The sequence below is a fragment of the Clostridium simiarum genome, assembly GCF_018919175.1.
Taxonomy (GTDB): domain Bacteria; phylum Bacillota; class Clostridia; order Clostridiales; family Clostridiaceae; genus Clostridium_L; species Clostridium_L simiarum.
This window is the reverse complement of record NZ_JAHLQL010000004.1, coordinates 185,883-210,514: the sequence shown is the minus strand read 5'-3', so window position 1 is coordinate 210,514 and position 24,632 is coordinate 185,883. Positions and strand designations below refer to the sequence as shown.

Sequence of the window (24,632 nt, the reverse complement as noted above, 5' to 3'; positions counted from 1 at the left end):
CCATAAAATTAAACATTAAACATCAAGGAATTTTCTTAAAGATATTATACTTCCTAGGGCACCTATTATTATCCCTGATAAAATAAAGGCCCAAAGCATTGGATTAATTATGTAGTTTGGTGAAACCATTTGAGCTGTCATAAGGGATTCCGTTATCTTAATAAAACCTAACCTATAAATGTAATATAGAAGTACATCCGCTATTAAAGCACCAAACACACCCATTGTCATACCTTCTATTATAAAAGGCCATCTTATGAACCAATCAGTGGCTCCAACAAATTTCATTATACCTATCTCTCTTCTTCTTGAGAAAACTGTAAGCTTTATTGTATTTCCAATAAGGAATAAAGAAACTCCTACAAGAATTATAAATAATATTATCCCTGCCCATTTCACACTCTTAGATATGGTTATTATACTTTTTACAAGGTCCTCATCATTTCCTATTTCATCTACACCACTCATATTAGTAACTTCTTGTCCAACACTCTCTGCTGCCTCTGGTGTAGTAAGCTTTACCACAAAAGAGCTTGGCATAGGATTTTTTGAACTATCATAACCACTTAATAAACTTGCATTTTCTTTTAATTGTTCTTTAAACTTTTGAAGGGCTTCACTTTTGCTTTCATAAGCTACTTCTTTAACACCTTCAGTTTTTCTAAGCTTATCTTCAATGGCTTTTTGATCTGAAATAGTTACATCTTCTTTTAAAAATACTTTTATTTCAACTTTAGATTCAACTTCACCCACAAACCTATTTATGTTTAAAGCTAGCATAATAAATATACCAAATATAAAAAGTGTAGCGGATACTGTAATAATAGATGCAAAACTTATGGTCTTATTTCTTTTGATACTTTTAAATGCATCCACAAAAAAACTTTTAATAGTGCTAGTTTTCATAACCGTACCTACCTCTCTTTTCATCTCTTGCAATACTTCCCTTTTCAATAGCTATAACTCTCTTTTTCATAGTATCAACTATATCCTTAGCGTGAGTTGCCATTAAAATCGTAGTGCCAGCTTTATTTATATCATCTAATATATTCATTATTTCCATAGCTGTTTCCGGATCCAAGTTTCCTGTAGGCTCGTCTGCAATTAACAGAGATGGGTTATTAACCATAGCTCTTGCTAGGGATACCCTTTGTTGCTCTCCTCCTGAAAGTTCATTTGGAAACATCTTATATTTGTCTGATAGACCTACTAATGCTAATACTGTAGGAACTCTTCTTCTGATTTCTTTTTCAGAAGCTTCAACAACCCTCATAGCAAAAGCAACATTTTCATATACATTAAGATTTTGTATCAATCTAAAATCTTGGAAAACCATTCCAATCTTTCTTCTGTAATAAGGAACTTCTTTTTTCTTTACATTAGTTATATTAGTACCATTTATTATTATCTCACCTTTAGTAGGATCAATCTCCTTTATAAGCATTTTTATAAAAGTGGACTTACCAGCCCCACTTGGTCCCACTAAAAAAACAAATTCCCCTCTATCTATAGAAATATCAACATTCATTAAAGCATTTACATTGTTATCGTAAGTTTTACTTACGTTCTTAAACTCAATCATACCTACAACCCCTTATGTGAATTTTCTGCAATTTATATTATTAGACTACAAATATTATAACACAAGCTTACTTTTTGTAAAAAAAATATTTTATTAATTTATTGTTAACGAAATTACATTTCTCTAAATCCTTCTCCTAATACCTCCTTAACTTCATTCACTGTTATAAACGCCTTTGGATCACTTTCCTTTATAAAATTTTTAAGTTTTATAAACTCCCTTCTACCTAAAACCGTATAGAGCACACTATTATATTTCGAGCTATAAGCTCCTTTTCCTTCAAAAATTGTGCAACCTCTTTCTAAATCTTTCATTATAAATTCACTGATCTCTTTATGCTTTTCTGTTACTATCATAACTTGTTTACAAGCATTAAATCCATCTATAACAGAGTCTATAATGTTTCCATTAAGGATTACACTTAAAAAAGCGTACATACCTATTTCAAAACCAAAAGTGAGAGCTCCTGCCAACACTACCAAGATATCCACAGAAAATAAAGCCTTACCTATATCTAAGTGTAGATACTTGTTGATAATTTTAGCTATTATGTCTGTTCCTCCTGTAGAAGAGTTTTGGTTAAATACTATGGCCAAACCTGTAGCTGTTATCAAAGTTCCAAATATGGTAGCTAAAAGCAGATCATTTGTTGGCGACATAGGATTAAATAGATTTTTTATTATCCACATGATAACAGATAAACTTAAAGCTGAATATATGGTCTTTAATCCAAAACTTCCTCCTAATACCAAAAATCCAACTATAAATAATATTAAATTTAATATAAGGGTCATAGCTTCTACTGAAATATTAGGTAGGTAATTATGAATGACTATAGATAATCCTGCCACCCCACCTTCCGCAATATTATTAGGTATAAAAAAATATTCTACTGCAATAGCAACTAATATAATTCCAAAGGTAATAAAGGCATATTCTTTAATTATTTTTTTCTTATTTAACCCTTTAGTTTTCATAAAATTATCCTCCTAAAATCATTTAAGTTATTTTGTCCTATGTCTATGAACCCTATTCTTCAAACTAGGTTAATAGTGGTTAACCATAGATTACACTTTCTAACTTTTAAACTACGCCTGAAACTAAGAAGCCATTTATGTAACAATCTAATAATTGTATATAAAAAAATAAAGAGTATTATTTTCATATATATACTCTTTATAATTTTACCATATTAAATTCTACAATCCTATCTTTATTCTATGTTTGCAAATCCTTGTCCCAATACTTCATGAACCTCATTAACGGTTATAAAAGCTCTAGGATCTACTTCTCTTATGTAAATTTTTAATTTTATAAATTCTTTCCTTCCCATTATACTATATAAAAGGTATACATTATCTTTACTGTAAGCTCCTTTACCATCAAAAGTAGTGCATCCTCTATTTAGCTCTTCCATTATGTATTTAGAGATTATATCCCTTTTCTCACTTACTATTATTACCTGCTTACTAAGATTAAATCCTTCTACTACTCTATCAATTATAAGTCCATTTAAAAGCACAAACACTAGAGCATACATACCTTTTTCCCAACCAAAGGTTATTCCAGAGATTATTGTTACTATAAGATCCGCAGAAAACATGGCTTTACCTATATCTAAATGGAAATATTTATTAAATATCTTGGCTATGATATCCGTTCCACCTGTTGAAGCACTTTGATTAAACACTATAGCTAGCCCTGTTCCTGTTATTACACTAGCAAATACTACTACAAGAGCCAAATCCTTAGTTGCAGCTACTGGATGAAGAAAGTTCTTTACCATCCAAAGTGAACTCGAAAGACCAAAAGCAGCATAAATAGTTTTTATTCCAAAATTTCTTCCAATAAATATAAAACCAACTATAAATAAAATAAAATTAAATATAAAAGAAAATAATTCAGTTGATATATTAGGCAAATAATGATGAGCCACAATAGAAAGCCCTGTAACCCCTCCGCCTGCAATTTGGTTCGGTATAGTAAAATATTGAGCCGAAAATGCTATCATTAATACTCCTATAGTTATTAAACCATACTCTTTGAAAGTCTTATTCATACTTTTACCTCCTTTGTTATTACGAATACTATACCCTCTAATGTATAAATCTTTTAATCAATATGCTGCTACGTTTAACCAGGCATCCCCATAAATAAAGTCTACATGAATCTTAGATAAATCTACAAAAATACAAACCTCTTCAGAAACATAACCAAAAATATTATAAACCATAGTTTTCTACAATTAAATAGTATTTTGTAGAAATATCATATTAGAAATAATCATCATAAAAAAATTTCTCCTGTGCAAAAACACAGAAGAAATTTTATTTATTTATCATTTAGGATTTAAATTTTATTTCAAGGATATACCTTTTTTAACTGCCTTAACTATTTCTTCAGCAGTAAGTCCATAAGCTTTTAATAACTCTGCTGGCTTTCCACTTTCACCAAAGGTATCTTTAACCCCTACTCTTATAACTGGTACAGGACGTCTTTCAGCTACTACTTCACAAACCGCTGAACCTAATCCTCCGATTATATTGTGCTCTTCAGCTGTTATTATTAATCCTGTTTTTCTTGCTGCATTTTCTATAGCTTCACTATCTATTGGTTTTATAGTGTGAATGTTTATAACTTCAACCTTTATTCCCTCTTCTGCTAAAGTGTTATAAGCCTCTAGAGCAGCCTCTACCATAATTCCTGTAGCTATTATAGTAGCATCTTTACCTTCTCTTAGTGTAACTGCCTTTCCTATTTCAAACTTATAGTTTGGATCAGTATTTACTGTGCTAACAGCGGATCTTCCAAGTCTAACATAACAAGGTCCATTATACTCAGCAATAGCTTTTATAGTAGCTTCTGTTTCTACATCATCTGCTGGGCATATAACTGTCATATTTGGTATACTTCTCATAAGAGCTAAATCTTCTATAGCTTGGTGGGAAGCTCCATCTTCTCCAACAGTAAGACCTGCGTGAGTAGCACATACCTTAACATTTAGTTTAGGATAGCATATAGAGTTTCTTATTTGCTCAAAAGCTCTTCCTGCTGCAAACATAGCAAATGTACTTGCAAAAGGAATTTTTCCGCAAGTAGACATCCCTGCTGCAATGCTCATCATGTTTCCTTCTGCTATACCTGCATTTATAAATCTATCTGGGCAAACCTTCTTAAAGTCAGCGGTCTTGGTGGATTTTGAAAGGTCTGCATCTAAAACTACAATATTTTTATTCTCTTGGCCTATCTTAGCTAAAGCTTTTCCATAGGCTTCTCTTGTCGCCATCTTTGCCATTAGTTTTCCCCTCCAATTTCCTTTAGAGCTGCCTCACATTGTTCTCTATTTGGTGCAGAACCGTGCCAGCCCACTTCATTTTCCATAAAGGATACTCCTTTTCCTTTTATGGTATTGCAAACTATCATAGTAGGCATTCCTTTTGTATTTTTAGCTTGGTCAATAGCATTTAATATAGCCTCAAAATCATGTCCATCTATCTCTATAACATTCCAATTAAAAGCTCTGAATTTATCTCCTATTGGAGCTGGATTCATTACTTCTTCACATTTTCCATCTATTTGCAAACCATTAAAATCAACGAAAGCAGTTAGGTTATCTAACTTGTAGAATCCTGCTGCCATAGAAGCTTCCCAAACTTGACCTTCTTCAAGCTCTCCATCTCCTAAAAGTGCAAATACTCTATAGTCTTTTTTATCTATCTTTCCAGCAATAGCCATACCTACTGCCGCAGATATTCCTTGACCTAAAGATCCTGTAGACATATCTACGCCTGGAACATCATTCATATTTGGATGTCCTTGAAGCATAGAGCCTAATTTTCTAAGTCCCATTAGCTCTTCTGCATTAAAATATCCTCTTCTAGCTAATGTACTGTATAAAACTGGTGCTGCATGTCCTTTTGATAGTACAAATCTATCTCTATCCAACATTCTTGGATTTGAAGGGTCAATATTCATTTCATTAAAATATAATGTTGTTAATATTTCTACAGCTGATAAAGAACCTCCTGGATGTCCGGAGTTTGACTCTGTTAGCATAGTTACTATATCTTTTCTTATAACCTTAGCTATGCTTTTCATTTCATCAATGCTTTTTTTCATGATAGACCTCCTATGTTTATTTAGTAGATTTCTTTCGAAATCTTTATTAAGCTTTCAAGTTAGTATTAAGTATCAAACTTTTTAAACTTTCTTTCGCTTAAGATATATATTGTTGTTCTACTTTACTATTATATATTTAAATCGATTTAATTTCTAGTATTCAATGTTTATAATTTGTTATTTATTCTATAGGTACAAAAATACCCTATAGGTATACTTTTTTTGTATATCTATAGGGTACATTTTATTTATATATATTTCTAATTCTTTATCTCAATTCAATTTAACTTTAGTATGTCAGCATAACCCTAAGCTTATGAGCAAGGCCTTATCAACCTTTTCCATGTCTGCATTAGTCATATGACCTATCTTCTCTTTTAATCTTTTCTTATCTAGGGTTCTTACCTGTTCTAAAAGAACTACAGAATCCTTATTTAAGCCGTATTCCTCTGAAGATATTTCAACATGGGTAGGAAGCTTTGCTTTATTAATCTGAGAGGTTATAGCTCCAACAATGACAGTTGGACTATACTTGTTTCCAACATCATTTTGTACGATTATAACTGGTCGAATTCCTCCCTGTTCTGATCCAACTACGGGACTCAGATCAGCATAATATATATCTCCTCTTTTCACTACCATCGTTGTCATTAGACAAATCACTCTCCGAAAGCCATGTCTCATATTCTAAACATTCTTCATATTCACATGCACAACCTAATTCTGAGTATTCTAAGTTAATGGAAGCCATTTCAAGGTATCCATCTTTCATGTTTTCTATGCTATTATTTTTACTCTCTATATATAGTATTACGGATCTCATAATAAATTGACTCTTTTTTTTGTCATCATCTTTGAGTACATCTGAGAGAGTTACCATTAATCTCTTACATCTTGACATACTATTATACTTACCTCCTATTTTACAAAAGCGTAAATATGTATAGTCCAATTATAGTACAACATTCGTCAATATGTCAAAGGATTTATGTGATTTTTCATCAAATTATTACAGGAAGATTAATGGTTACATTCTAATTTTTGACATTAATTGTGTTTTTCATACTCTTTAATTTTTTTAAAATGGATTTGGTGTTTATTTTAATTTTTTATTATATTTAGATATAATTTCTTATTTTAATCACTTCACCATTTTTTATATAGACTCTAGGAACCCTTTTACTTATCATACACATAACTTCATAGTTAATAGTTCCTATGGCTTCTGCTATATCTTCAGCATCAAACTTAGCCCCACCTTGGGACCCCATGATTATTACCTCATCCCCCACATTTACAGATTCAATGTCTGTTACATCTACCATACACTGATCCATGCAAATCCTTCCTACTACAGGCGCTAACTTTCCGTTTATTATAACTTTACCTTTATTAAAAAGTAAACTATTATATCCATCAGCGTAACCTACAGGTAATGTGGCTATGATGCTTTCTCTCTCTGTTTGGAACCTTCTACCGTAACTTATGTACTCGCCACTTAGTAACGTCTTAACGTGTATTATATTAGTTTTAATAGTCATCACAGGTTTTAAATCTATATTTGTTTTGTCTACTTCTTTTGATGGATAATATCCATACATTATCATACCTAATCTTACTGCATCAAAATGCGTGTCTGGTAACTCTATAGTGGCTGCACTATTAGCTATATGCTTGACCCCTACGTTTACCCCCATACATTCTAGTTTTTCACAAAACCAATTAAACTTCTTTAATTGAAGATAGGTATATTCTTTATCTTTTTCATCTGCAGATGAAAAATGAGAAAATAATCCCTCTATTGATATGTTAGGCAGCTTACTTATTTTATATACCCATTGAAGGCTTTCTTCATTAGGTAAAAAACCTATTCTACCCATACCTGTATCTAAGGCAATATGAATCTTAGCCTTTTTATTATACTTTTTTGCCTCTTTTGATAGCTCTTCTGCATACTCGTAGGAATAGACAGTTTGCTCAATATCATAACCTATAAGCTCTTTAGCAAAAGTAAGTGGGGTATATCCAAGTATCATAATAGGTGCCTGAACTCCTCCTCTTCTTAGTTCCATAGCTTCAGTTATTATAGCTACTCCTAATCTTTTAACCTTTTCTTCCAATAAGGTATGCACTAATCCTAAGGCCCCATGTCCGTATGCATCTGCTTTTATAACTGCTATTATTTCCTTATCTTTGGTAATCTTTCTAACTTGCCTTAAATTATAGCTTAAATTATCTAAATTAATTTCTACCCATACTGGTCTAATACTTTTAAACATATTCATGCACCTCTTGACACCTTACATCTCTGACTAATTAGTTATCTAAATTTAATATCTCAATATCTTTCTATGCCATAGCTACTATTAAGTAATGATATTTTTCTATGAATTATTTAATGTTACTACTTAAAAAGATTTTTGTCCAATTCAATATTTATATCTAAATTTCTATAAATTGCACTAACCCTTTCATTCCCCCTCTCATCAAAGATAACTATTTTTTCAGGTAGGTTTTTTGTAAGATCAACATACATGAATGCAGTTTTGAGGTTGCGATTATTTCCTGGTATTATTAATTCTACAACCATGTAGTTTTTACCTTCTAAATTTTTACAAAAATATTTTATATCCTGACTACTATATAAATATTTTATATATTCGCCTATAAAGGTGAATCTATATAGTTCATCAAAATCATTATCCAAGCTGTACTTTGCATTATTAACAATATCTTCTACTTCTATGGAATCTTCTTTGTATACATAAACTCTTTTCTGCTCTAATTCAAGTCTATATCCTTCATCCTTATGAAAATACTGCTTTGCTTTTTTTGTACTAGCCTTCTTATCATTTTTTATTTCATATTCTACATAGCTTTCATAAGACTCAATAGACTTAATAAAATCTAATACCTCTTCAACATTCCTTGCTGGTTTTTTACAAGAAATATTAGCAAAAGGTAAAGATAAAATTAAAAAGAATAATAGCATAATTCTTATATCTTTTTTCATCAAATCCTCCTTAGCAATAATCATTCAATTAGATTATTCTTTTTAAAATTTTATACTGAATATTTTACTAAGAACTCAATATAAGTTTTTCACTATTACTATTATTCTTTAAAGGTTTATATTATTCTATTTATAATTGTTTTTCTTTATATTTTTTATAGCATAAGGTATATACTCTAGAACATGAGATGCATTTACTGCAAACATATCCTTTGATAACTTTTCCCCTATATATCCATGAATAAAAGCTGCACAATAAGCAGATTCTAAAGGCCTTTGAAATTGAGATATAAAACCTGCAACTATACCTGTAAGACAATCTCCCATGCCTCCTGAAGCCATGGCACTATTTCCTGTTGGATTTATATAGGTGGTTTCTCCATCTGTTATCACTGTATGATATCCCTTAAGGAGTACTATTACTCCTTTTTCCTTTGCAAAGCTCTTTGCTACTTCTAATCTATTTTCTCTTATATAGTCAATAGATAGACCAGTTATCTTTGCCATCTCCCCAAGATGAGGGGTTAAAACTACAGTTGATTTTTTATTATCTAAAATATCTGTATTCCCTTGTAACACGTTTAATCCATCAGCATCTATAACTATTGGGCAATTTGCATTTTTTATGAGGTATTTTAACATCTCTAATGTATCATCTCCCTCACCTATACCAGGTCCAAAAGCTATAACATCACTTTTATCTATTAAATACTTTAACTCCTCTGCTTTTAAAAAGGGTGTTACCATAGCCTCAATTAGTTTAGAGCTTAAAGTCTCATATATTTCCTCCCTACAAGCTAAAGTCACAAGCCCAGCGCCAGTTCTTACTACTGATTGTGTTGTAATATAAGCAGCTCCTGTAAATCCTATAGACCCTGCAATAACTGTAGTTCTTCCATAGTCTCCTTTGTAAGCATATCTATCTCTAGAGGTTATAAAATGTCTTATCATATCTTCCTCTAACATAAACTCATTTTTATGAAATCTTTCTATTACAAATGTTGGTATACCTATATCTTCTACAATAATTTCTCCTGTATATTTATCAGTTCCATATCCTAAAAAGCCCCTTTTATAAAGCTGAAAGCTTATAGTTTTGTCAGCCTTTATACAATTTCCAAGAGCTTTACCGTTATTACTATCCATTCCTGATGGAGTATCTATGGAAATCACATATTTACTGTTTTCATTTATTATAGATATAGCTGAATCATAAGGCTCCTCCAGCTGCCTTTTAAGCCCAGTACCAAAGATAGCATCTATCGTAACTTGGCTATATAAAAGAGAATTTCGAAGGGCATGTATATCATCTAAATTTGATATATTATTTATTTCTACTCCCATATTTTTAAGAATATTATAGTTTAACTTGGCATCTTCACTTAAGATACTGCCTTGACCTATTAAAAACACCTCTACACTTTTATCTTGTAATATAAGATGTCTTGCCACTGCAAACCCATCTCCACCGTTATTTCCACTTCCACATACTACTACAAAATTTTGATTATTACTCAAGTCCAAATTTTTTATAACTCTCAGTGCTGCATTTTCCATTAAAACTATACCCGGAATTTTCACTTTATCTATAGTATATTTATCTATCTCTTTCATTATTTCTGCTGTTGCTATGTTCATTCAAAACACCTCCACTATAGCATAAGCTATGGCTGTACTCTTATTATGTGAAATAGACAAATGAATTTTATAATCCTTTTGTCTACTTCTAAATGTATTTTTTAACACTTCTTCTGCTTTCTTTGATAATATTACTAATGGTTTCCCTAGATTATCTCTTAAAACTTCAATATCACTAAAATTAAATCCTCTAAATCCTGTACCTATCGCTTTGCTCACTGCCTCTTTAGATGCAAATCCTCCAGCAATACTTTCATAATTTTTTTTATAATTGTAGTATTCTAATTCCCTATCAGTGAATACTCTATGCATAAATTTTGAATTCTTTTCAATAGCATTTTGCACTCTCTCTATTTCTATTATATCTGTACCTATTCCATGTATATTCATAATAATATTCACCTCTTCATAAAGAAATACAAGCATAAAATAAACTATAATCCAGCATTTCTATTGATTTGTGGGATTTTTTTATATGTTTCATTATAACATAAGGGAACGCAGGATTCATCTTTAGGAAAGCCTCAAGATATTCCTGCGTTCTCTATAATAACTTAATTCGTTGCTATGCTATAAAAATTATCTTCGAAATCCTCTATATATGAATCTACATGTTCTCCTATTATATCTATAAAATGGATAGGCGATACCTTACCTTCGTATAAAACCCTTAAAAGATTATGAACTTTATGTCTCTGAGGGCTAATGCTTTTTAGCGAATCTCTTTCAATATTTACCACTACTCCATTCAATAAGTCCTGCCTTTCAACTTCAATTCCATAGGACTGAACCTCTATGCTAGAATCTTCTGTAGATAAAGTAATATTTCCCTTTGTCATTCTGTAGGAATATATGTACATTCCTTCTTCCTTTATTTCGCTTCTGGATAAGCTTTCAACAATGATCATTTTCTCTCCCCCCAAAATATGACTTCATTTATTTAAACTATTTTGAAATACTATAATGCCTCATATATATAATGTTATTTTCCTTCTTATTATAGTATCACTGAAAACACAAGAAAGTTGTCATAATATAGTTTGAGTTTTCAGAATATTTAATCTCTATTATGACACAAACTTCATTTTAGCGATATTTAATATCTGTTAATAAAGTAACACTCTTGGGAAGTTGTCCTTTTCGAAGATGATTCTTGTCGAATTTTATATAAATTTTTAGATAATTTCTTTGCACTATTATTTTTCGACAAGGTATTTAATGTAAATATAGTAATTTTTAGTTAGATCGAGAACCTGATAATGAATTTTAAGTTCTTAATTTCTCAAATGTAATAAAATTAACTAAGATCTGTTAATTTTATCCTTTATTTCATTATAACATTTTTTATATTCATTTACTTCATTTTCTTTTATAGAATGATTAGAGAATTTAGCTTCGTTATATAATTGAGTTATATATCTTACTTTTTCATCTTCTTCAATATGGATCCTTGTAACATTATAAAGCTGCTTTGATGTCATATAAGGTTTAAACCATCCTTTTTTAAAAGTTCTATCTTGAAAATCCCTAAATATATAAAATATCTTCTCATTTAAGGTTTTTCTTTTTAAAAGCTCTTTCATCCTTATGGCAAGGCTCTTTTTAGTGCTTACCCTTTTTCTGTCTATTTTTTCTCTTACTTCTATAACTCCTTCGTCCTTAATAACTTTTCCATGTCTATATTTCTTTATAGTACTATATATTAAATATACAACTAGTAGCACTATAGCTATCTTAATTACATTCTCTAATATAGACCAAAAAAGCTGCTGCTCATTTTGAAGGTTTTTAAGATCCTGTAATTGATCCTTTTGTTCCACTAAAGACATATTAGCATTACTGTTGTTTCTTGTTAATAAATCCTGAATAAAATTTATAAAAGCATTTATAGGTGCACCTAATAAATATAGTATGGCATATATTATCTTATCCATAATAAAGCTTATTACTTTAAGTAATGTTGATAATATAGTTTTAAATATATTATAAATAAAGTTTGTAGATAAGAGTAAAACAGATATTAATATAGAAGTATTAACTAAATCATCACTTTTCTTTCTTTGAATCTTATATTCGAACTTACGCGCCTCTCTTAAAGTTATCACAGATAAAACTATGAAAAATATATAATATCTTAAAAGAGTAGTTCCATATATTCTATCCACTTTTAAATACAATACTACTGATAGTACTAATGTTATAAAACTATGTTTAAGCTTGTCCGCGATGTAACTATAAGAAATCCTCTCTAAATCATATCTTGGTAATATCAGTGTTACTAATATTCCCAAAGAAGCATAGGGTATAAAATCTTGTTTTCCATAAATAATAAAAAACAATAAAAAGTTCATAAAAAGTGGTGCTAAAATTATGAGATATCTATTACCTGTTTTTCCATCAAGATACTGCATTAAAATCATAATTAAAAATACAACTAAAAAATCTAGATATCCTGGAGTCATATTACCAAAACCATTAGAAACAACTGCATAACATATGAATATAGCTAACATTTTAGAGGTGTAAAATAACATCTTTATATTCTTTTGCCAACTCATATCTCTCCCTTCCCTTCATAATGTATTTTTTCCACATGATCTATTTCGGGAAGAGAGCCCTCTTTAGAAATATCTATTATCCTCATCATAAAACCATATCTCCTAAGCTTTATTATTTCATTGATAATATCATCATTCATATAGGGTGTTAAAATTATATAGATGGAATTTTTCCTAAAGTATTTTCCTTTTTCTTTTAAGAATTCATCAAATTCTACTTTAGGTGCTTTATCCATTCTTGCTCCAAACTCTAATATGCTTTTAAAATTATTCACTCCTGGTAATATTTCATTGTTAAATTCACCTTTATAACTTATCATATTTGCATTAGTTAAAACTCCTGTGGGTATTCCTTGTTTAATAGTCCAATTGGATAAGGCAGTTACTATATCTACAGCCCTTTCTATAGCTTCTCCATCCATAAAAGCCCAATAGGGTTTAGAACACTGCACATTTATAACAAATACCACTTCTCTTTCTGAAGTGTACTCATACTCCTTTACTAAAAGTTTGTTCATTCTAAGACTAGAATTCCAGTGGATATCCTTCATCCTGTCTCCTCTTGTATATTCTCTAAGTCCTCTTATATATATAGGATCAGAAAATATCCATCTTTTCACCACAATATCTCCTTGAATACTATTGTTTTCAAAGAATATTTTTTTTGCTGGTAATACTATAGGATAGACTATTATCTCCAAGAAATCCTCGTTTTCCTGCTTTAAATTCGAGAAACCAAAAATGTCTCCTAAAGATAAGGATATATTCCTAAGATAATAAACCCCTCTTTTATTTATAATAGAGGGATGATATCTTTTTATTCTTTCATAACCTAAAATAGTGTAGCTACTTGAATAGTAATTCATATTAGCATTTTTTAGGCTAGTTTTGAATTTAATCCTTTCAAATCCAAATGGATATTCTTCCTCTATATTTAAAAAAGATACAGGAAATCTCTTTTCGTTATCAATCTGTGTGATTACATTAAATTGTTCCCCAGGAAATATTCTATTTTTATCTAAGCTTCTCTTTATAGTAAGGTGCTCAAAACCTTTTCTTCTGGTATACTCTGCAAAGATATAAAAAGCTAGCAAAACTAAAATAAATATAGAGTAACTCTTCATATTTTCACCCCTATATCTCTTCTAAGGGAGTGTGAACTGCATTTAATATATCTTCAATTACCTCTTCTGCTTTATTATCAAAGGCTCCTCCTCCAGCTTTTAATATTATTCTATGACTTAAAATAGCCGGTGCCATCTCTTTCACATCTTCAGGAATAACATAATCTCTTCCATGAATGGCTGCATGAGCTTGAGAGCCCTTCATAAGAGCTATGGTAGCTCTTGGCGATGCTCCTAAATCTATATTTTTATGCTTACGAGTTTCACCTATTATATCAACTATGTATTTCTTTATACTATCTTTAACTTCTACATAAACATAATTACTTTGAAGGTATTCTATATCTTCTAAGGATATTACTGAGGTTAATTCTTCTAGTGGGTCATTTTCTCTATATCTATCCAATATATCAATCTCTTCCATATAGCTTGGATATCCCATAGATAGTTTTATGAAAAATCTATCTAACTGAGCTTCAGGCAAAGGGAAGGTTCCAAATTGCTCTACAGGATTTTCTGTGGCTATAACAAAAAAGGGTCTACCTAGCTTTAATGTATTTCCTTCTACAGTTATTTGTCTCTCTTCCATACATTCTAATAATGCAGATTGAGTTCTAGGAGTTGCTCTATTTATTTCATCAGCTAAGACAAATTGACTTAGTAAAGGACCTTTTTTAAATTCAAACTCTAATGTTTTTTGATTATAATAATATATTCCTGTAAGATCTGAAGGTAAAAGATCTGGTGTAAATTGTATTCTTTTAAAGCTGCAATTTAAGGTTTGTGCTAAAGATTTTGCAAGTTTTGTTTTTCCAAGTCCCGGAACATCCTCCAAAAGTACATGTCCAGAACAAATAAAAGCAACCATTATCTTATCTATTTTATTCTTTTTACCTACAATTACCTTTCCTACATTTTCTAAAGCCTTTTCTCTAAACTCCACAAACTTATTAACATCCATACTAATTCACTATTTAAGAATCCCCCTCTTAAATAGCCCCTCCTTTCAATATCCCTTTTAAAATTCAGAAATAATATACAATTATTATATCATAATGAAAATTATTTCTTCTACATAAAAATTCAAACAAATTAAAATGATAATAAAATATAGTCTGTAATCCTATAATAATTATAAGACTACAGACTAATTGACATTTTTACATATTATATTTAAACCTATGTAGTAATCCGTCTAAAATACTTCTATACTAAATTTCAAATTCTAAGCAAATATTGCTGGAAACCCAAATATAATTGTAAGTATAAAAGCTGATATTAACCCTCCTAAAGCTGTACATAAGAAAGATTTTTTAAAGTCCAATCCTAAAAATGAAGCAACAGCACTTCCAGTCCATAATCCTGTAGTAGGTAGTGGGATTGCTACAAATATTATAAGACCTATTTCTTTATATTTTTCAATCTTACCTGTATTTTTTTGAAGTTTATTTTCGATTATTTTATTTAAAGGATCGAAAAATTTATATTTTTTCATCCACTTAAATATAATATTAAAAAATAATAGTATAAAAGGTACAGGAAGTAAACTTCCTAAAAAGCTAGCTATCATAGTAGCCCAAGGATCCAAGCCATATTTCAGTATTCCTATTGGAATAGCAGCCCTTTGTTCTGTTAAAGGTACAGCAGACATTATAAAAATTTTAAACAATAGAGAAAAATCCATACTAAAGCTCTCCTTACAATTGTATTTAATTTTTAAAGTTTCTCATAATGATTCTATTATAATGAGATTTTATGACTTCATCAACATATTATTTGTTAAATCCATTGACCTACATAATTCTTTCCCTTATAATTATGTATAGTAATTATTAATTAATATCTTTTATTCTTATTTGTTAATAATTTAATTATTGAAAGACTTTTAAAATTATTATTTCTGGCTATACTAAAAAGATTATTTATAAAAAATAAGTCAGTATAAAAAACTTAACTTGATTACACAACAAAATTTTAAACAATCTTATTTAATAAATGATATAATTAATACATACTCTTATAGCATTATAGAAAGGAATGTGAAATATGAGATCTTTAGAAGTAAAAAAGGATATTTATTGGGTTGGAGCATTAGACCCTGATCTTAGAATCTTCGACATCATTATGTACACACCTTATGGAACCACATACAATTCTTATGTAGTAAGAGGCAGTGAAAAAGTAGCCTTATTCGAAACTGTAAAAGCTGAATTTTTTGACCAATATTTAGAAAGATTAAAATCATTAGATGTAGATATTCACAAAATAGACTATATAATTGTTGATCATACAGAGCCTGATCATGCTGGTTCTGTGGCTAAAATTCTTGAATTTTCTCCTCAAGCTAAAGTAGTTGGATCTGCTCCTGCTATAAAATTCATGGAAAAGATTGCAAACAAACCTTTTGAATCTATAGTAGTTGAAGATGGTACTACTCTAAGTCTTGGTAACAAGACCCTTCAATTTATAGCAGCACCATTTTTACATTGGCCAGATTCAATATATACTTTCGTACCAGAGGATAATATAATATTTACTTGCGACTCTTTTGGAAGCCATTATTGTTCTGAAAATGTATTTAATGACTTAATAGAAAATGAAGAAAATTATATGGAAGCTTTAAGATATTATTATGATTGTATCATGGGTCCCTTTAAACCTTATGTGCTTAAAGCTATTGAAAAGATAGAAAAACTTCCTATAGATACAATTTGTACAGGTCATGGACCAATTTTAAGACAGGATCCTTGGAAAATAGTGGAGCTATATAGACAGTGGAGTACACCATTACCTACTGCTGAAATTCCAAAGATAACTATTCCTTATGTATCTGCTTATGGCTATACAAAATCCTTAGCTGAAAACATAGCTGAAGGTATAAAAGCTACAGGAGACTTTGATGTAAAAATGTATGATGTAATTCATCATAAAATGGATGATATCGTAAAAGACATTACTGAATCTGAAGGTGTATTATTTGGTTCTCCAACAATTAATAGTGAACTTCTTGAACCTATTCGTGATGTACTCTCAAAATTAAACCCATTGGTTCACGGTGGTAAAGTCGCTGCAGCTTTTGGTTCCTATGGATGGAGTGGAGAAGCTGTACCATGTATTGAGAGAAGACTAAAAGAATTAAGAATGGATATATTTACTCCTGGGCTTAAAATAATTTTTAAGCCTTCTGAAGAAGAGTTAACAAAAGCCTTTAGATTTGGTGAAGGTTTTGCTAAAAAGCTTCTGGATAAGAAAAAACCAAAGGTAGCATCAAATGGAAAGAAAAATAAAACTAAACTTTGGAAGTGTGTAATTTGTGGAGAAATCTTCGAAGGAGACCTTCCACCAGAAATATGTCCAGTTTGTGGGGCAACCCGTGATCAATTTATAGAAATAAAATCGGAAGATACAACTTTTAGAAAAGAAAGTGAAGAAAAGTTCGTAGTTATTGGAAATGGTGCTGCCGGTTTCTATGCTGCAAAAGCTATAAGAGATAGAAATCCAAAATGCACTATAAAGATACTCTCTAAAGAAAAATCCATGGCCTACTATAGACCTCAACTTTCCGATTATATAACAAACTCCATACCAGATGAAGACTTTTATATAGCACCAGAAAAGTGGTATTCAGATAATAAAGTTGAACAATTACTTGGAGTTTATGTAAAAGAAATACTACCTGAAAACAAAAAGATTACTCTAAATGATGGCACAGAGGTATACTACGATAAATTAGTATTAGCCAACGGAAGTTATAACTTTATTCCACCTATAAAGGTTGCATGCGATGATCTTAAAACTGCAGCCGGTGACTTAGTTCTAACTTGGGAGAACTATCATAAAGTAGATGGATTATTTACATTAAGAGAATTAGAAGATGCAGATGCAGTTAAATCTTATATTAAAGAATCTAAAAAAGTTGTGATAATTGGCGGAGGACTTCTTGGACTTGAGGCCGCTTGGGAAATGAAAAAGCAAGGACTAGATGTAACTGTAGTTGAATTTAGCACAAGACTGCTTCCAAGACAGTTAGACAACGAAGGTGCAGTACTATTTAAAAAGATAGCAGATAAATCAGGAATCAATCTAATACTTGGCGACTCTGCAGAAGAACTAATTGCAGATATGTGCTTAATGCCAGATGAAAATCATAATAATGTTAAAAAAGCTAAGGTTATGGGATTAAAACTAAAAAGTGGCATTACACTAGACACCGACATGGTTTTATTCTCTGTAGGCATAAGACCTAATAAAGCCCTAGCTGAAAAATCTGGAATAGCTTCTGATAAAGGTGTTATAGTTAACAATAAAATGGAAACAAATATTAAAAATATATACGCCTGCGGTGACACAGCAGAACTTAATGGCATAGTGTATGGAAACTGGCCTGCTGCTATAGAAATGGGTAAAGTTGCCGGAGCAAATGCGGCAGGAGATGGTATAGTATTTGAAGATTTCGTATCCTCAACTATATTCCAAGCACTAGATGCTCAAATCTTCTCTGCTGGAACAGTAAACTTTGATGATAACTCTTTGGAACAACTAGGATTTAAAGATATAGAAAAAGGAATATATAAGAAACTATTCTTTAAGGATGGAATATTAGTAGGTGGTATTCTAATGGGTAATATCTCTAAATCTGCTAAAGTTGTTGCTGGAATAAAAGAGGGGTATGATTTAGATAAAGTAGTAAAAAATGATCTTCTTTAATTAATAAAAAACAGACTTCTCAAATGATTTTTGAGAAGTCTGTTTTTTATTGAGCCATTTCTTCTTTTTTTCTATTTTCTACAAAGTGAAAGTCCTCAGCTACTACTTCATAGGTATATCTCTTATTACCTTCTTTGTCCTCATAGCTTCCAGTTTTTAATCTTCCACTAACACTTATAAAACTGCCCTTTTGAAGATATTTTGATATAATTTCTGCTCTTCGTCCCCATACAGATACAGGTATAAAGTCTGCTTTGTTTTCGCCTTCTGAATTTTTATAATTTCTATTTACTGCTACAACAAATCTAGCAACCATTCTTTCATCCTGTTCAAAAACCTTAAGTTCTGGGTCTTTTACTAATCTTCCAACTAATAGAATTTTATTCATACTAACCTCCAAAATTTAACTTCATTTCTTTTAAGATTATAACCATCATATTCCTTTTTATACATTACATCTTACAAACTAAATACCTTACAATTTTTTTACTTTAACCACACATTTGATACTATATTATCAAATATTTTAATAAATAATTTTAAATTTATTTAATAACCTTCAAAATCATTGTTGAATTATCATAATTAAGATGTTACCATATTCATATAGTTTGTCTAAGATGTTAATTATGATTAATTAGCATAATAGATATTCTAAAATCACTTAATATTAAAGAAATTTGTTTTTAATAAAAATAAATTTCTAATCCATTTAATTAAAAATCATAGATAAAATAAGAAGATGAGGTGACTTATGAAAAAATCCACAAAGGACATAACCATAATAGGGTTCGCTCTATTTGCCATGTTTTTTGGAGCTGGTAATTTAATATTCCCTCCTTATTTAGGCCATCTATTTGGAGATAAGTATATTATTTCAGCTCTAGGCTTTATACTTACAGGAGTAGGTTTACCACTTTTAGGTATATTAGCCTGTACAAAAGTTCAAGGAAACTTTGAAAATATAGGTGCCCCTGTAGGATCTATTTTCACTAAAATATTCTCTGTTTCATTATTTTTAACTATAGGTCCAATGCTTGCTATACCTAGAACTGCAGCTACAACTTATGAACTTGCTATACAACCAATATTTCCTTGGATGCCTTCCCTAACAGCAGTTATTATATACTTTGCTTTAAATTTAGTATTTATATTAAGACCATCTAAGGTTATGGATCTTATAGGTAAATTTTTAACTCCTATACTATTAACTAGTTTAGCTATATTAATTATAAAATCCATATTATATCCTTTAGCACCTCTTATAGATACTGGCAAAAGCAGTGCATTCTCAACAGGCTTTAAGGAAGGATATCAAACTATGGACGCCTTAAGCTCTATAGTTTTTGCCTCTATAACCTTTAAAGCTGTTTTAGATAAGGGTTATAAGGGTAAGGAAGTTATGACTATGACATTAAAATCTGGAGCCATTGCTATAATAGGATTAGCCCTTGTATATTCCGGATTAATGCATTTAGGTGCTCAAACTAGTAGCATGTTTCAAAGTGATATCTCTAAAACCTATCTTCTCCTTGAAATATCAAGAAGAACCTTAGGTTATCTAGGAAGTATATTAATAGGACTTGCCATTGGAGTAGCTTGCTTTACAACCTCTGTAGGTCTTATATCCTCTGGATCCTCTTTCTTTGAAAGCTTGAGTAAAGGAAAGCTACCTTATAAGTTAAATGCAATAGTAATAAGTATTTCTGGTATAATAATAGGTTCCTCTGGAGTAGAGAGCATAGTAAAATTAGCAGGTCCTATTCTAGACATACTATATCCTATAGCTATAACTTTAATAATGCTTACATTCCTAAAAGATAGGATAAAGGATAATTTTATATTTAAAGTAACGGTTTATACCACTTTAATATTTAGTGTAATTAGTACTATATCTTCAACAAAATCTTTATCTATGTTAAATATCGGTATCATTAAGTTTATAAAATACATACCTCTATATTCTAGTGGTTTTGCATGGTTAATTCCAACCGTAATAATGTTTATTTTATCCTATTTATATGTAGGCTTTTCTACGAATAGGGTTTAAAATATAGCTTATCATAATTTTTATATTGTAAATTAATAAGGAGCCTCATAACCTAGTTATGAGGCTCCTCTTTGATTTTATTTGAAATTAACACTACATCATATATATCTATTATTCCATCTTTATTCAAGTCGTACTTTATAGAATATAGAGGTTCTTCCTTTGTTAAATTATAATAGTTTAGTATAATATTTAGATCTTCAAAATTAACTACTCCATCTCCATTTAAGTCCTCTGGAATGAAATCCTCATCCCCTCCTGCCAATGAAACTTGTACATTTATAGAATCTAAAGTACCCCCTTTTATCTCTATACTAACATTACTTTCCTTACCAGAATATAATCTACTATTAGGCAGGGTATCTTTATTAAACTTACTTACAAAGCCCGCTCTAAAATAACTATCAATTTTATCAAATAAAAATGGCTGATCTAAGTTTCTTCGTCCAACAATAGCTTCATCCGCTTCTTCTAAATCTACTCCCTTATGATTTTCATCATCATTTACAGTATTATAAGAATTTTTTGCCCTCACCACATTATCATCTATGTGCCAAATAGCAATACCACCTGACTTAACGGAATCACTAAGCCCTCTATCAAAGCCTTTAAACTGCCTATTTTCCACTAAAAAGTATTCTCCTATGGTATCTGTAGGAATCTTTAATATATCTCCTCCATAAGAAAAATCCCTAAGGCTATATTCACCATTATTCAATATGGTTTTAGGATTAATTAGTCCTAATTTTACTTTAGACCAAGCATCTAGATGAGTGGGAGTCTCTCCAGAACTTTCTCCTTTAACTTTTCCCCAGCCACCTGAGCCCATGAGACTATGTATACCTACCCCTTGAGAACTGTAATCAGTATCATAAAGATCTGGCAATCCTAATATGTGTCCTATTTCGTGGCAAAATACTCCTAAGGTAGCCTGATGATCATAATGCATCTCTCCTTGCATAGTATATCCACAATTTATACCAGCTAAGTCCTTTATACCGTCTAACTCTAAGGATGAACTAGGTAAAGACCAACTATGAGCCCAAATTCCCGGTGACTTATCATAACTCACACTGGAATCATACCCAGCAACCACTAAAATTATATTAAGTTCCTCTTTAGATATGTACCCGTCTTTATTTTCATCAAAAACTGAATAATCTACATATGTATCTGAAGCAATTAAAGCCTCACGAACCAGTTCCCTTGGACCATCTTCTCCTCCAAAATCTTCTTTAAAATTTGGATGATTCCTATCCAACTTTACTTTAACTATTCCATCATTAGCTTGTCCATAATTTTCTTTAGCAGCATTAAAATTTAACTTTCCTCCCGAAACTTCTTTATAATAAGATTTTACTGATTTACCCCTGTCAGAAAAAAATAAATCTTGCCATTTCTCTTCTCCATAAGATAGCTCTCTATCCTGGAATTCCACTAAAATCACCAATATATTTCTTTCAAAATCCATAATTGGCTTGATATCTTGTGTATAAGAACTATTATAAAGGTGTGGAAGAGTACTTTCCATTAAGTTTCCTCTTTTAAAAGTCACTCCCTTTTTTTTATTTCTATAATAGACTCCAAGATTTTTATCTCTTATATCTGCATGCTTTAATGCCTCTGAACTTGGTAAATCTATTGAGTATCTTTCTTCTAGAGATTTTAACTCATAATTATCTAAATAAGAATAGCAAAAAAAGCCATTAGAGTCTTTCGTTAATATATATCCATCCTGAGATAGATAATAATTAAACCATTCGTCTCCAACCCTTTTTACCAAAAATTCACTACCTGAGGGTTGAGATAATTTCATATAATTCTCTGCTGAGGGCATTGCCAAAGCTTCATGAAAATAAAAAGCACTAAATAGAAATAAACTTATGAAAAATAAGCTCTTATTAAATTTATTTTTTAAACACCATTTCTCCATACTTAGCTCCTCTCTAAATTTTTAACATAAAATATAGCAAGTTGTGTTCTATCCCTTAATTCTAGCTTTTCTAATAATTTAGTTACATAGTTTCTAACAGTCCCCTCAGTTAAGTAAAGTTTTAAACCTATTTCTTTATTTGAAAGCCCCTGACCTACATGCTTTAAAACTTCTAGCTCCCTTTCAGACAAATCCATATTTTTTATATTAGGTTTGTCCTTTTCATTCTTAATCATATTAGATAAGCTCTTTATAACTTCCTTTTCAAAAACTACATTTCCCTTGCTTATAATTCTTAAAGTTTCTATTATTGAATCTGCTGGTTGACTTTTTAATATATATCCCTCTGCTCCATTTTTTATGGCTTCTTTTATATATTCCTCATCCTTAAAGGTAGTGAGCATGACCACTTTAACATCCTTAAAATTTTCCTTTATAAGTTTAGTACCAAGAACTCCGTCCATTATAGGCATTCTTATATCCATTATTACCATATGAGGACTTGTTTCTTTACAGAGTTCAAAGGCTTCTTGTCCATTAGAGGCTAAACCCACTACTTCAAAATCCTCTTCATTTTCTAATATTATCTTTAAGCCTTCTCTTATAAGCGAGTCATCATCTACAATTAATATTTTCATATAAGCACCTACCTTTCTATAATACCTAGTGATAAGAGCTTTTAAGCCCTTACAGTAGCTTATTCATTACTTATTCTTGGCATAATTCCTACTATGATAAATCCATCCTGTGAAGAAATAGACAGATTTCCTCCTATGTTTTTAAGTCTCTCCTTCATACCGCTAATACCAAGCCCCTCTTTGATATTTTCAGCTCCTACTCCATTATCTTTTATATAAATCCTTATAAAATTTACGTTTGCATCTATTTCTATATTCACCTTGGAAGCCTTTGAATATTTAGATATGTTAGTTAAAGCTTCTTTTAAAGTTGATGTAATTATTTGCATCTCAAAGGAATTTACATTATTAAAATCCCCTTTATATTTAAATTCTACATTGCAATAGTTAAAATCCTCTATTAACTTTTTAATATATTCTATGCCTATATTTTCTTTAGGTTTAATATTATGTACCGTATCCCTTATTAGCTCTAAAGATGATGACAACCCTTCAATAGACTTGTCTAAAAGCTGCAGCATCTTATCTTGGTCTTTTAATGCCACCCTTCTAGAAGCCTGTAGCTGCATAAGTATTCCTGCTATTTTATGTCCTAAATTATCATGTAGAGTTCTGGCTATCCTATTTCTCTCTTTAGCTTCTGTAAGATATACTATTTCTCTTGAAGAATTCATTAACTTTTGCTTAGTACTCTCAAGTTCGTATATATATCTTCTTTCCTTGTCATGAGTACTTTTATATAGATTATTAATATAACTAAACTTTTTCCTCTCTATACCTATAATAAAGCATAAAAAGGCATAGAGAGCGTATGAAGGCAGGTAATTGTATTGTCTTTTATATAATAAAAATCCTATGCCTAAGCCAAAGGATAGTAGGGGAAATACTTTGTTTCCTTCCTCTTCCACATCAATAATAAAAATCCCTAATAATAAAACGGCTTTTATATCCATTAGCATAATAAAAAAAATGCTTATAGCTTCTACTGTTCTAGATATGTTATTATTGAAATACTTTTCTCTAAATACATCAATGCATAGAAAAAAAAGTAGTAAAATTACATGAAATTCCTTAATGCTCTCCCCCATAATAATCTCTATAATATAAAAAAATAATATGATAAAATTAAACCATATCTTTTTCATAAAAATCAATCCTCTTAATTTCAAATTATGTATTTTTAATATAATATTATCATATAAAGTAAACTAAATAAATGGAGACTACATAAATAGCCTCCATTTATCTGATGACTACCTGCTCTAATACT

General features: G+C 30.4%; 23 protein-coding genes. 2 read left to right on the top strand and 21 right to left on the bottom strand.

The annotated features are described in order from the left end of the window. Positions 1 to 15: 15 nt before the first annotated feature. From ftsX to KQI89_RS12415, 17 genes are all read right to left on the bottom strand, one after another. A complete protein-coding gene (ftsX, locus tag KQI89_RS12495; RefSeq protein WP_032122573.1) occupies positions 16 to 906 on the bottom strand; it encodes a permease-like cell division protein FtsX in 891 nt (296 codons plus the stop codon). Continuing rightward, positions 896 to 1,582: a cell division ATP-binding protein FtsE gene (gene ftsE, locus KQI89_RS12490; RefSeq protein ID WP_032122574.1), complete on the bottom strand. Its 687-nt coding sequence runs from the start codon at positions 1,580 to 1,582 to the stop codon at positions 896 to 898. Before ftsE ends, ftsX begins: the two co-directional genes overlap by 11 nt. A gap of 113 nt (positions 1,583 to 1,695) precedes the next feature. Continuing rightward, positions 1,696 to 2,559: a YitT family protein gene (locus tag KQI89_RS12485; protein WP_216457343.1), complete on the bottom strand. Its 864-nt coding sequence runs from the start codon at positions 2,557 to 2,559 to the stop codon at positions 1,696 to 1,698. Positions 2,560 to 2,795: 236 nt separating this feature from the next. After that, positions 2,796 to 3,641, bottom strand: coding sequence for a YitT family protein (locus tag KQI89_RS12480; RefSeq protein ID WP_216457342.1), 846 nt, complete (start codon positions 3,639 to 3,641; stop codon positions 2,796 to 2,798). Positions 3,642 to 3,938: 297 nt separating this feature from the next. Continuing rightward, entirely contained in the window at positions 3,939 to 4,877 is a 939-nt protein-coding gene (locus KQI89_RS12475) for a transketolase family protein (protein ID WP_216457341.1), read from the bottom strand. Continuing rightward, complete coding sequence (locus tag KQI89_RS12470; protein WP_216457340.1) at positions 4,877 to 5,701, bottom strand: transketolase; 825 nt, start codon at positions 5,699 to 5,701, stop codon at positions 4,877 to 4,879. The genes KQI89_RS12475 and KQI89_RS12470 overlap by 1 nt, the downstream gene beginning before the upstream one ends. A 297-nt stretch (positions 5,702 to 5,998) precedes the next feature. Then, the gene (locus KQI89_RS12465) at positions 5,999 to 6,352 is read right to left on the bottom strand and encodes a type II toxin-antitoxin system PemK/MazF family toxin (protein ID WP_032122579.1); all 354 of its coding nucleotides are present in this window, start codon (positions 6,350 to 6,352) and stop codon (positions 5,999 to 6,001) included. Further along, positions 6,309 to 6,602 (bottom strand): hypothetical protein, encoded by a 294-nt coding sequence (locus KQI89_RS12460; protein ID WP_032122580.1) that lies wholly within the window; start codon positions 6,600 to 6,602, stop codon positions 6,309 to 6,311. The genes KQI89_RS12465 and KQI89_RS12460 overlap by 44 nt, the downstream gene beginning before the upstream one ends. A gap of 217 nt (positions 6,603 to 6,819) precedes the next feature. Further along, on the bottom strand, positions 6,820 to 7,980 hold the full coding sequence (alr, locus tag KQI89_RS12455) for an alanine racemase (RefSeq protein WP_032122581.1): 1,161 nt from the start codon (positions 7,978 to 7,980) through the stop codon (positions 6,820 to 6,822). A gap of 125 nt (positions 7,981 to 8,105) precedes the next feature. Continuing rightward, positions 8,106 to 8,714, bottom strand: coding sequence for a germination lipoprotein GerS-related protein (locus KQI89_RS12450; RefSeq protein ID WP_216457339.1), 609 nt, complete (start codon positions 8,712 to 8,714; stop codon positions 8,106 to 8,108). A 126-nt stretch (positions 8,715 to 8,840) separates the two neighbouring features. Further along, positions 8,841 to 10,352, bottom strand: coding sequence for an NAD(P)H-hydrate dehydratase (locus tag KQI89_RS12445; RefSeq protein WP_216457338.1), 1,512 nt, complete (start codon positions 10,350 to 10,352; stop codon positions 8,841 to 8,843). After that, entirely contained in the window at positions 10,353 to 10,742 is a 390-nt protein-coding gene (gene acpS / locus KQI89_RS12440; RefSeq protein WP_216457337.1) for a holo-ACP synthase, read from the bottom strand. It abuts the gene before it with no gap. 164 nt (positions 10,743 to 10,906) lie between these two features. After that, positions 10,907 to 11,260 (bottom strand): DUF6514 family protein, encoded by a 354-nt coding sequence (locus KQI89_RS12435; RefSeq protein ID WP_216457336.1) that lies wholly within the window; start codon positions 11,258 to 11,260, stop codon positions 10,907 to 10,909. Between the two features lie 393 nt (positions 11,261 to 11,653). Then, positions 11,654 to 12,910, bottom strand: a complete 1,257-nt coding sequence (locus KQI89_RS12430; RefSeq protein ID WP_216457335.1) for a hypothetical protein — start codon at positions 12,908 to 12,910, stop codon at positions 11,654 to 11,656. Further along, positions 12,907 to 14,034, bottom strand: a complete 1,128-nt coding sequence (locus KQI89_RS12425; protein ID WP_216457334.1) for a DUF58 domain-containing protein — start codon at positions 14,032 to 14,034, stop codon at positions 12,907 to 12,909. The genes KQI89_RS12430 and KQI89_RS12425 overlap by 4 nt, the downstream gene beginning before the upstream one ends. Before the next feature lie 10 nt (positions 14,035 to 14,044). Further along, complete coding sequence (locus tag KQI89_RS12420; RefSeq protein ID WP_216457333.1) at positions 14,045 to 14,995, bottom strand: AAA family ATPase; 951 nt, start codon at positions 14,993 to 14,995, stop codon at positions 14,045 to 14,047. A gap of 264 nt (positions 14,996 to 15,259) precedes the next feature. Next, a complete protein-coding gene (locus KQI89_RS12415; protein WP_032122588.1) occupies positions 15,260 to 15,718 on the bottom strand; it encodes a COG2426 family protein in 459 nt (152 codons plus the stop codon). A gap of 362 nt (positions 15,719 to 16,080) precedes the next feature. Here KQI89_RS12415 and KQI89_RS12410 point away from each other — a divergent pair, with 362 nt between their 5' ends. Further along, a complete protein-coding gene (locus KQI89_RS12410; protein ID WP_216457332.1) occupies positions 16,081 to 18,741 on the top strand; it encodes an FAD-dependent oxidoreductase in 2,661 nt (886 codons plus the stop codon). Positions 18,742 to 18,787: 46 nt separating this feature from the next. Here the strand turns inward: KQI89_RS12410 and KQI89_RS12405 are convergent, their stop codons facing one another. Beyond that, entirely contained in the window at positions 18,788 to 19,129 is a 342-nt protein-coding gene (locus tag KQI89_RS12405; protein WP_032122590.1) for a single-stranded DNA-binding protein, read from the bottom strand. Positions 19,130 to 19,495: 366 nt separating this feature from the next. On the opposite strand from KQI89_RS12405, the gene brnQ reads away from it, so the two are divergent. Continuing rightward, positions 19,496 to 20,791 carry a branched-chain amino acid transport system II carrier protein gene (brnQ, locus tag KQI89_RS12400; RefSeq protein ID WP_216457331.1) on the top strand — a complete coding sequence of 432 codons (1,296 nt, stop codon included), beginning with the start codon at positions 19,496 to 19,498 and terminating at the stop codon, positions 20,789 to 20,791. A gap of 52 nt (positions 20,792 to 20,843) precedes the next feature. Here the strand turns inward: brnQ and KQI89_RS12395 are convergent, their stop codons facing one another. Genes KQI89_RS12395 through KQI89_RS12385 form a run of 3 tightly spaced genes read right to left on the bottom strand, consistent with a single transcriptional unit; the run spans position 20,844 to position 24,507 of the window. Next, entirely contained in the window at positions 20,844 to 22,724 is a 1,881-nt protein-coding gene (locus KQI89_RS12395; protein WP_216457330.1) for a M6 family metalloprotease domain-containing protein, read from the bottom strand. 2 nt (positions 22,725 to 22,726) lie between these two features. After that, complete coding sequence (locus KQI89_RS12390; protein ID WP_216457329.1) at positions 22,727 to 23,362, bottom strand: response regulator transcription factor; 636 nt, start codon at positions 23,360 to 23,362, stop codon at positions 22,727 to 22,729. Positions 23,363 to 23,421: 59 nt separating this feature from the next. Beyond that, entirely contained in the window at positions 23,422 to 24,507 is a 1,086-nt protein-coding gene (locus KQI89_RS12385) for a sensor histidine kinase (RefSeq protein WP_216457328.1), read from the bottom strand. Between the last annotated feature and the right edge of the window lie 125 nt (positions 24,508 to 24,632).

What these genes read in the sequence shown, in the direction of transcription:
- ftsE (WP_032122574.1), bottom strand. Translation starts at nt 1,582, where the DNA reads ATGATTGAGTTTAAGAACGTAAGTAAAACTTACGATAACAATGTAAAT.
- KQI89_RS12435 (WP_216457336.1), bottom strand. Translation starts at nt 11,260, where the DNA reads ATGATCATTGTTGAAAGCTTATCCAGAAGCGAAATAAAGGAAGAAGGA.
- KQI89_RS12480 (WP_216457342.1), bottom strand. Translation starts at nt 3,641, where the DNA reads ATGAATAAGACTTTCAAAGAGTATGGTTTAATAACTATAGGAGTATTA.
- acpS (WP_216457337.1), bottom strand. Translation starts at nt 10,742, where the DNA reads ATGAATATACATGGAATAGGTACAGATATAATAGAAATAGAGAGAGTG.
- KQI89_RS12410 (WP_216457332.1), top strand. Translation starts at nt 16,081, where the DNA reads ATGAGATCTTTAGAAGTAAAAAAGGATATTTATTGGGTTGGAGCATTA.
- KQI89_RS12445 (WP_216457338.1), bottom strand. Translation starts at nt 10,352, where the DNA reads ATGAACATAGCAACAGCAGAAATAATGAAAGAGATAGATAAATATACT.
- KQI89_RS12395 (WP_216457330.1), bottom strand. Translation starts at nt 22,724, where the DNA reads ATGGAGAAATGGTGTTTAAAAAATAAATTTAATAAGAGCTTATTTTTC.
- KQI89_RS12420 (WP_216457333.1), bottom strand. Translation starts at nt 14,995, where the DNA reads ATGGATGTTAATAAGTTTGTGGAGTTTAGAGAAAAGGCTTTAGAAAAT.
- KQI89_RS12405 (WP_032122590.1), bottom strand. Translation starts at nt 19,129, where the DNA reads ATGAATAAAATTCTATTAGTTGGAAGATTAGTAAAAGACCCAGAACTT.
- KQI89_RS12425 (WP_216457334.1), bottom strand. Translation starts at nt 14,034, where the DNA reads ATGAAGAGTTACTCTATATTTATTTTAGTTTTGCTAGCTTTTTATATC.
- alr (WP_032122581.1), bottom strand. Translation starts at nt 7,980, where the DNA reads ATGTTTAAAAGTATTAGACCAGTATGGGTAGAAATTAATTTAGATAAT.
- KQI89_RS12450 (WP_216457339.1), bottom strand. Translation starts at nt 8,714, where the DNA reads ATGAAAAAAGATATAAGAATTATGCTATTATTCTTTTTAATTTTATCT.
- ftsX (WP_032122573.1), bottom strand. Translation starts at nt 906, where the DNA reads ATGAAAACTAGCACTATTAAAAGTTTTTTTGTGGATGCATTTAAAAGT.
- KQI89_RS12465 (WP_032122579.1), bottom strand. Translation starts at nt 6,352, where the DNA reads ATGACAACGATGGTAGTGAAAAGAGGAGATATATATTATGCTGATCTG.
- KQI89_RS12460 (WP_032122580.1), bottom strand. Translation starts at nt 6,602, where the DNA reads ATGTCAAGATGTAAGAGATTAATGGTAACTCTCTCAGATGTACTCAAA.
- KQI89_RS12470 (WP_216457340.1), bottom strand. Translation starts at nt 5,701, where the DNA reads ATGAAAAAAAGCATTGATGAAATGAAAAGCATAGCTAAGGTTATAAGA.
- KQI89_RS12415 (WP_032122588.1), bottom strand. Translation starts at nt 15,718, where the DNA reads ATGGATTTTTCTCTATTGTTTAAAATTTTTATAATGTCTGCTGTACCT.
- KQI89_RS12390 (WP_216457329.1), bottom strand. Translation starts at nt 23,362, where the DNA reads ATGAAAATATTAATTGTAGATGATGACTCGCTTATAAGAGAAGGCTTA.
- KQI89_RS12430 (WP_216457335.1), bottom strand. Translation starts at nt 12,910, where the DNA reads ATGAGTTGGCAAAAGAATATAAAGATGTTATTTTACACCTCTAAAATG.
- KQI89_RS12485 (WP_216457343.1), bottom strand. Translation starts at nt 2,559, where the DNA reads ATGAAAACTAAAGGGTTAAATAAGAAAAAAATAATTAAAGAATATGCC.
- KQI89_RS12385 (WP_216457328.1), bottom strand. Translation starts at nt 24,507, where the DNA reads ATGAAAAAGATATGGTTTAATTTTATCATATTATTTTTTTATATTATA.
- KQI89_RS12475 (WP_216457341.1), bottom strand. Translation starts at nt 4,877, where the DNA reads ATGGCAAAGATGGCGACAAGAGAAGCCTATGGAAAAGCTTTAGCTAAG.
- brnQ (WP_216457331.1), top strand. Translation starts at nt 19,496, where the DNA reads ATGAAAAAATCCACAAAGGACATAACCATAATAGGGTTCGCTCTATTT.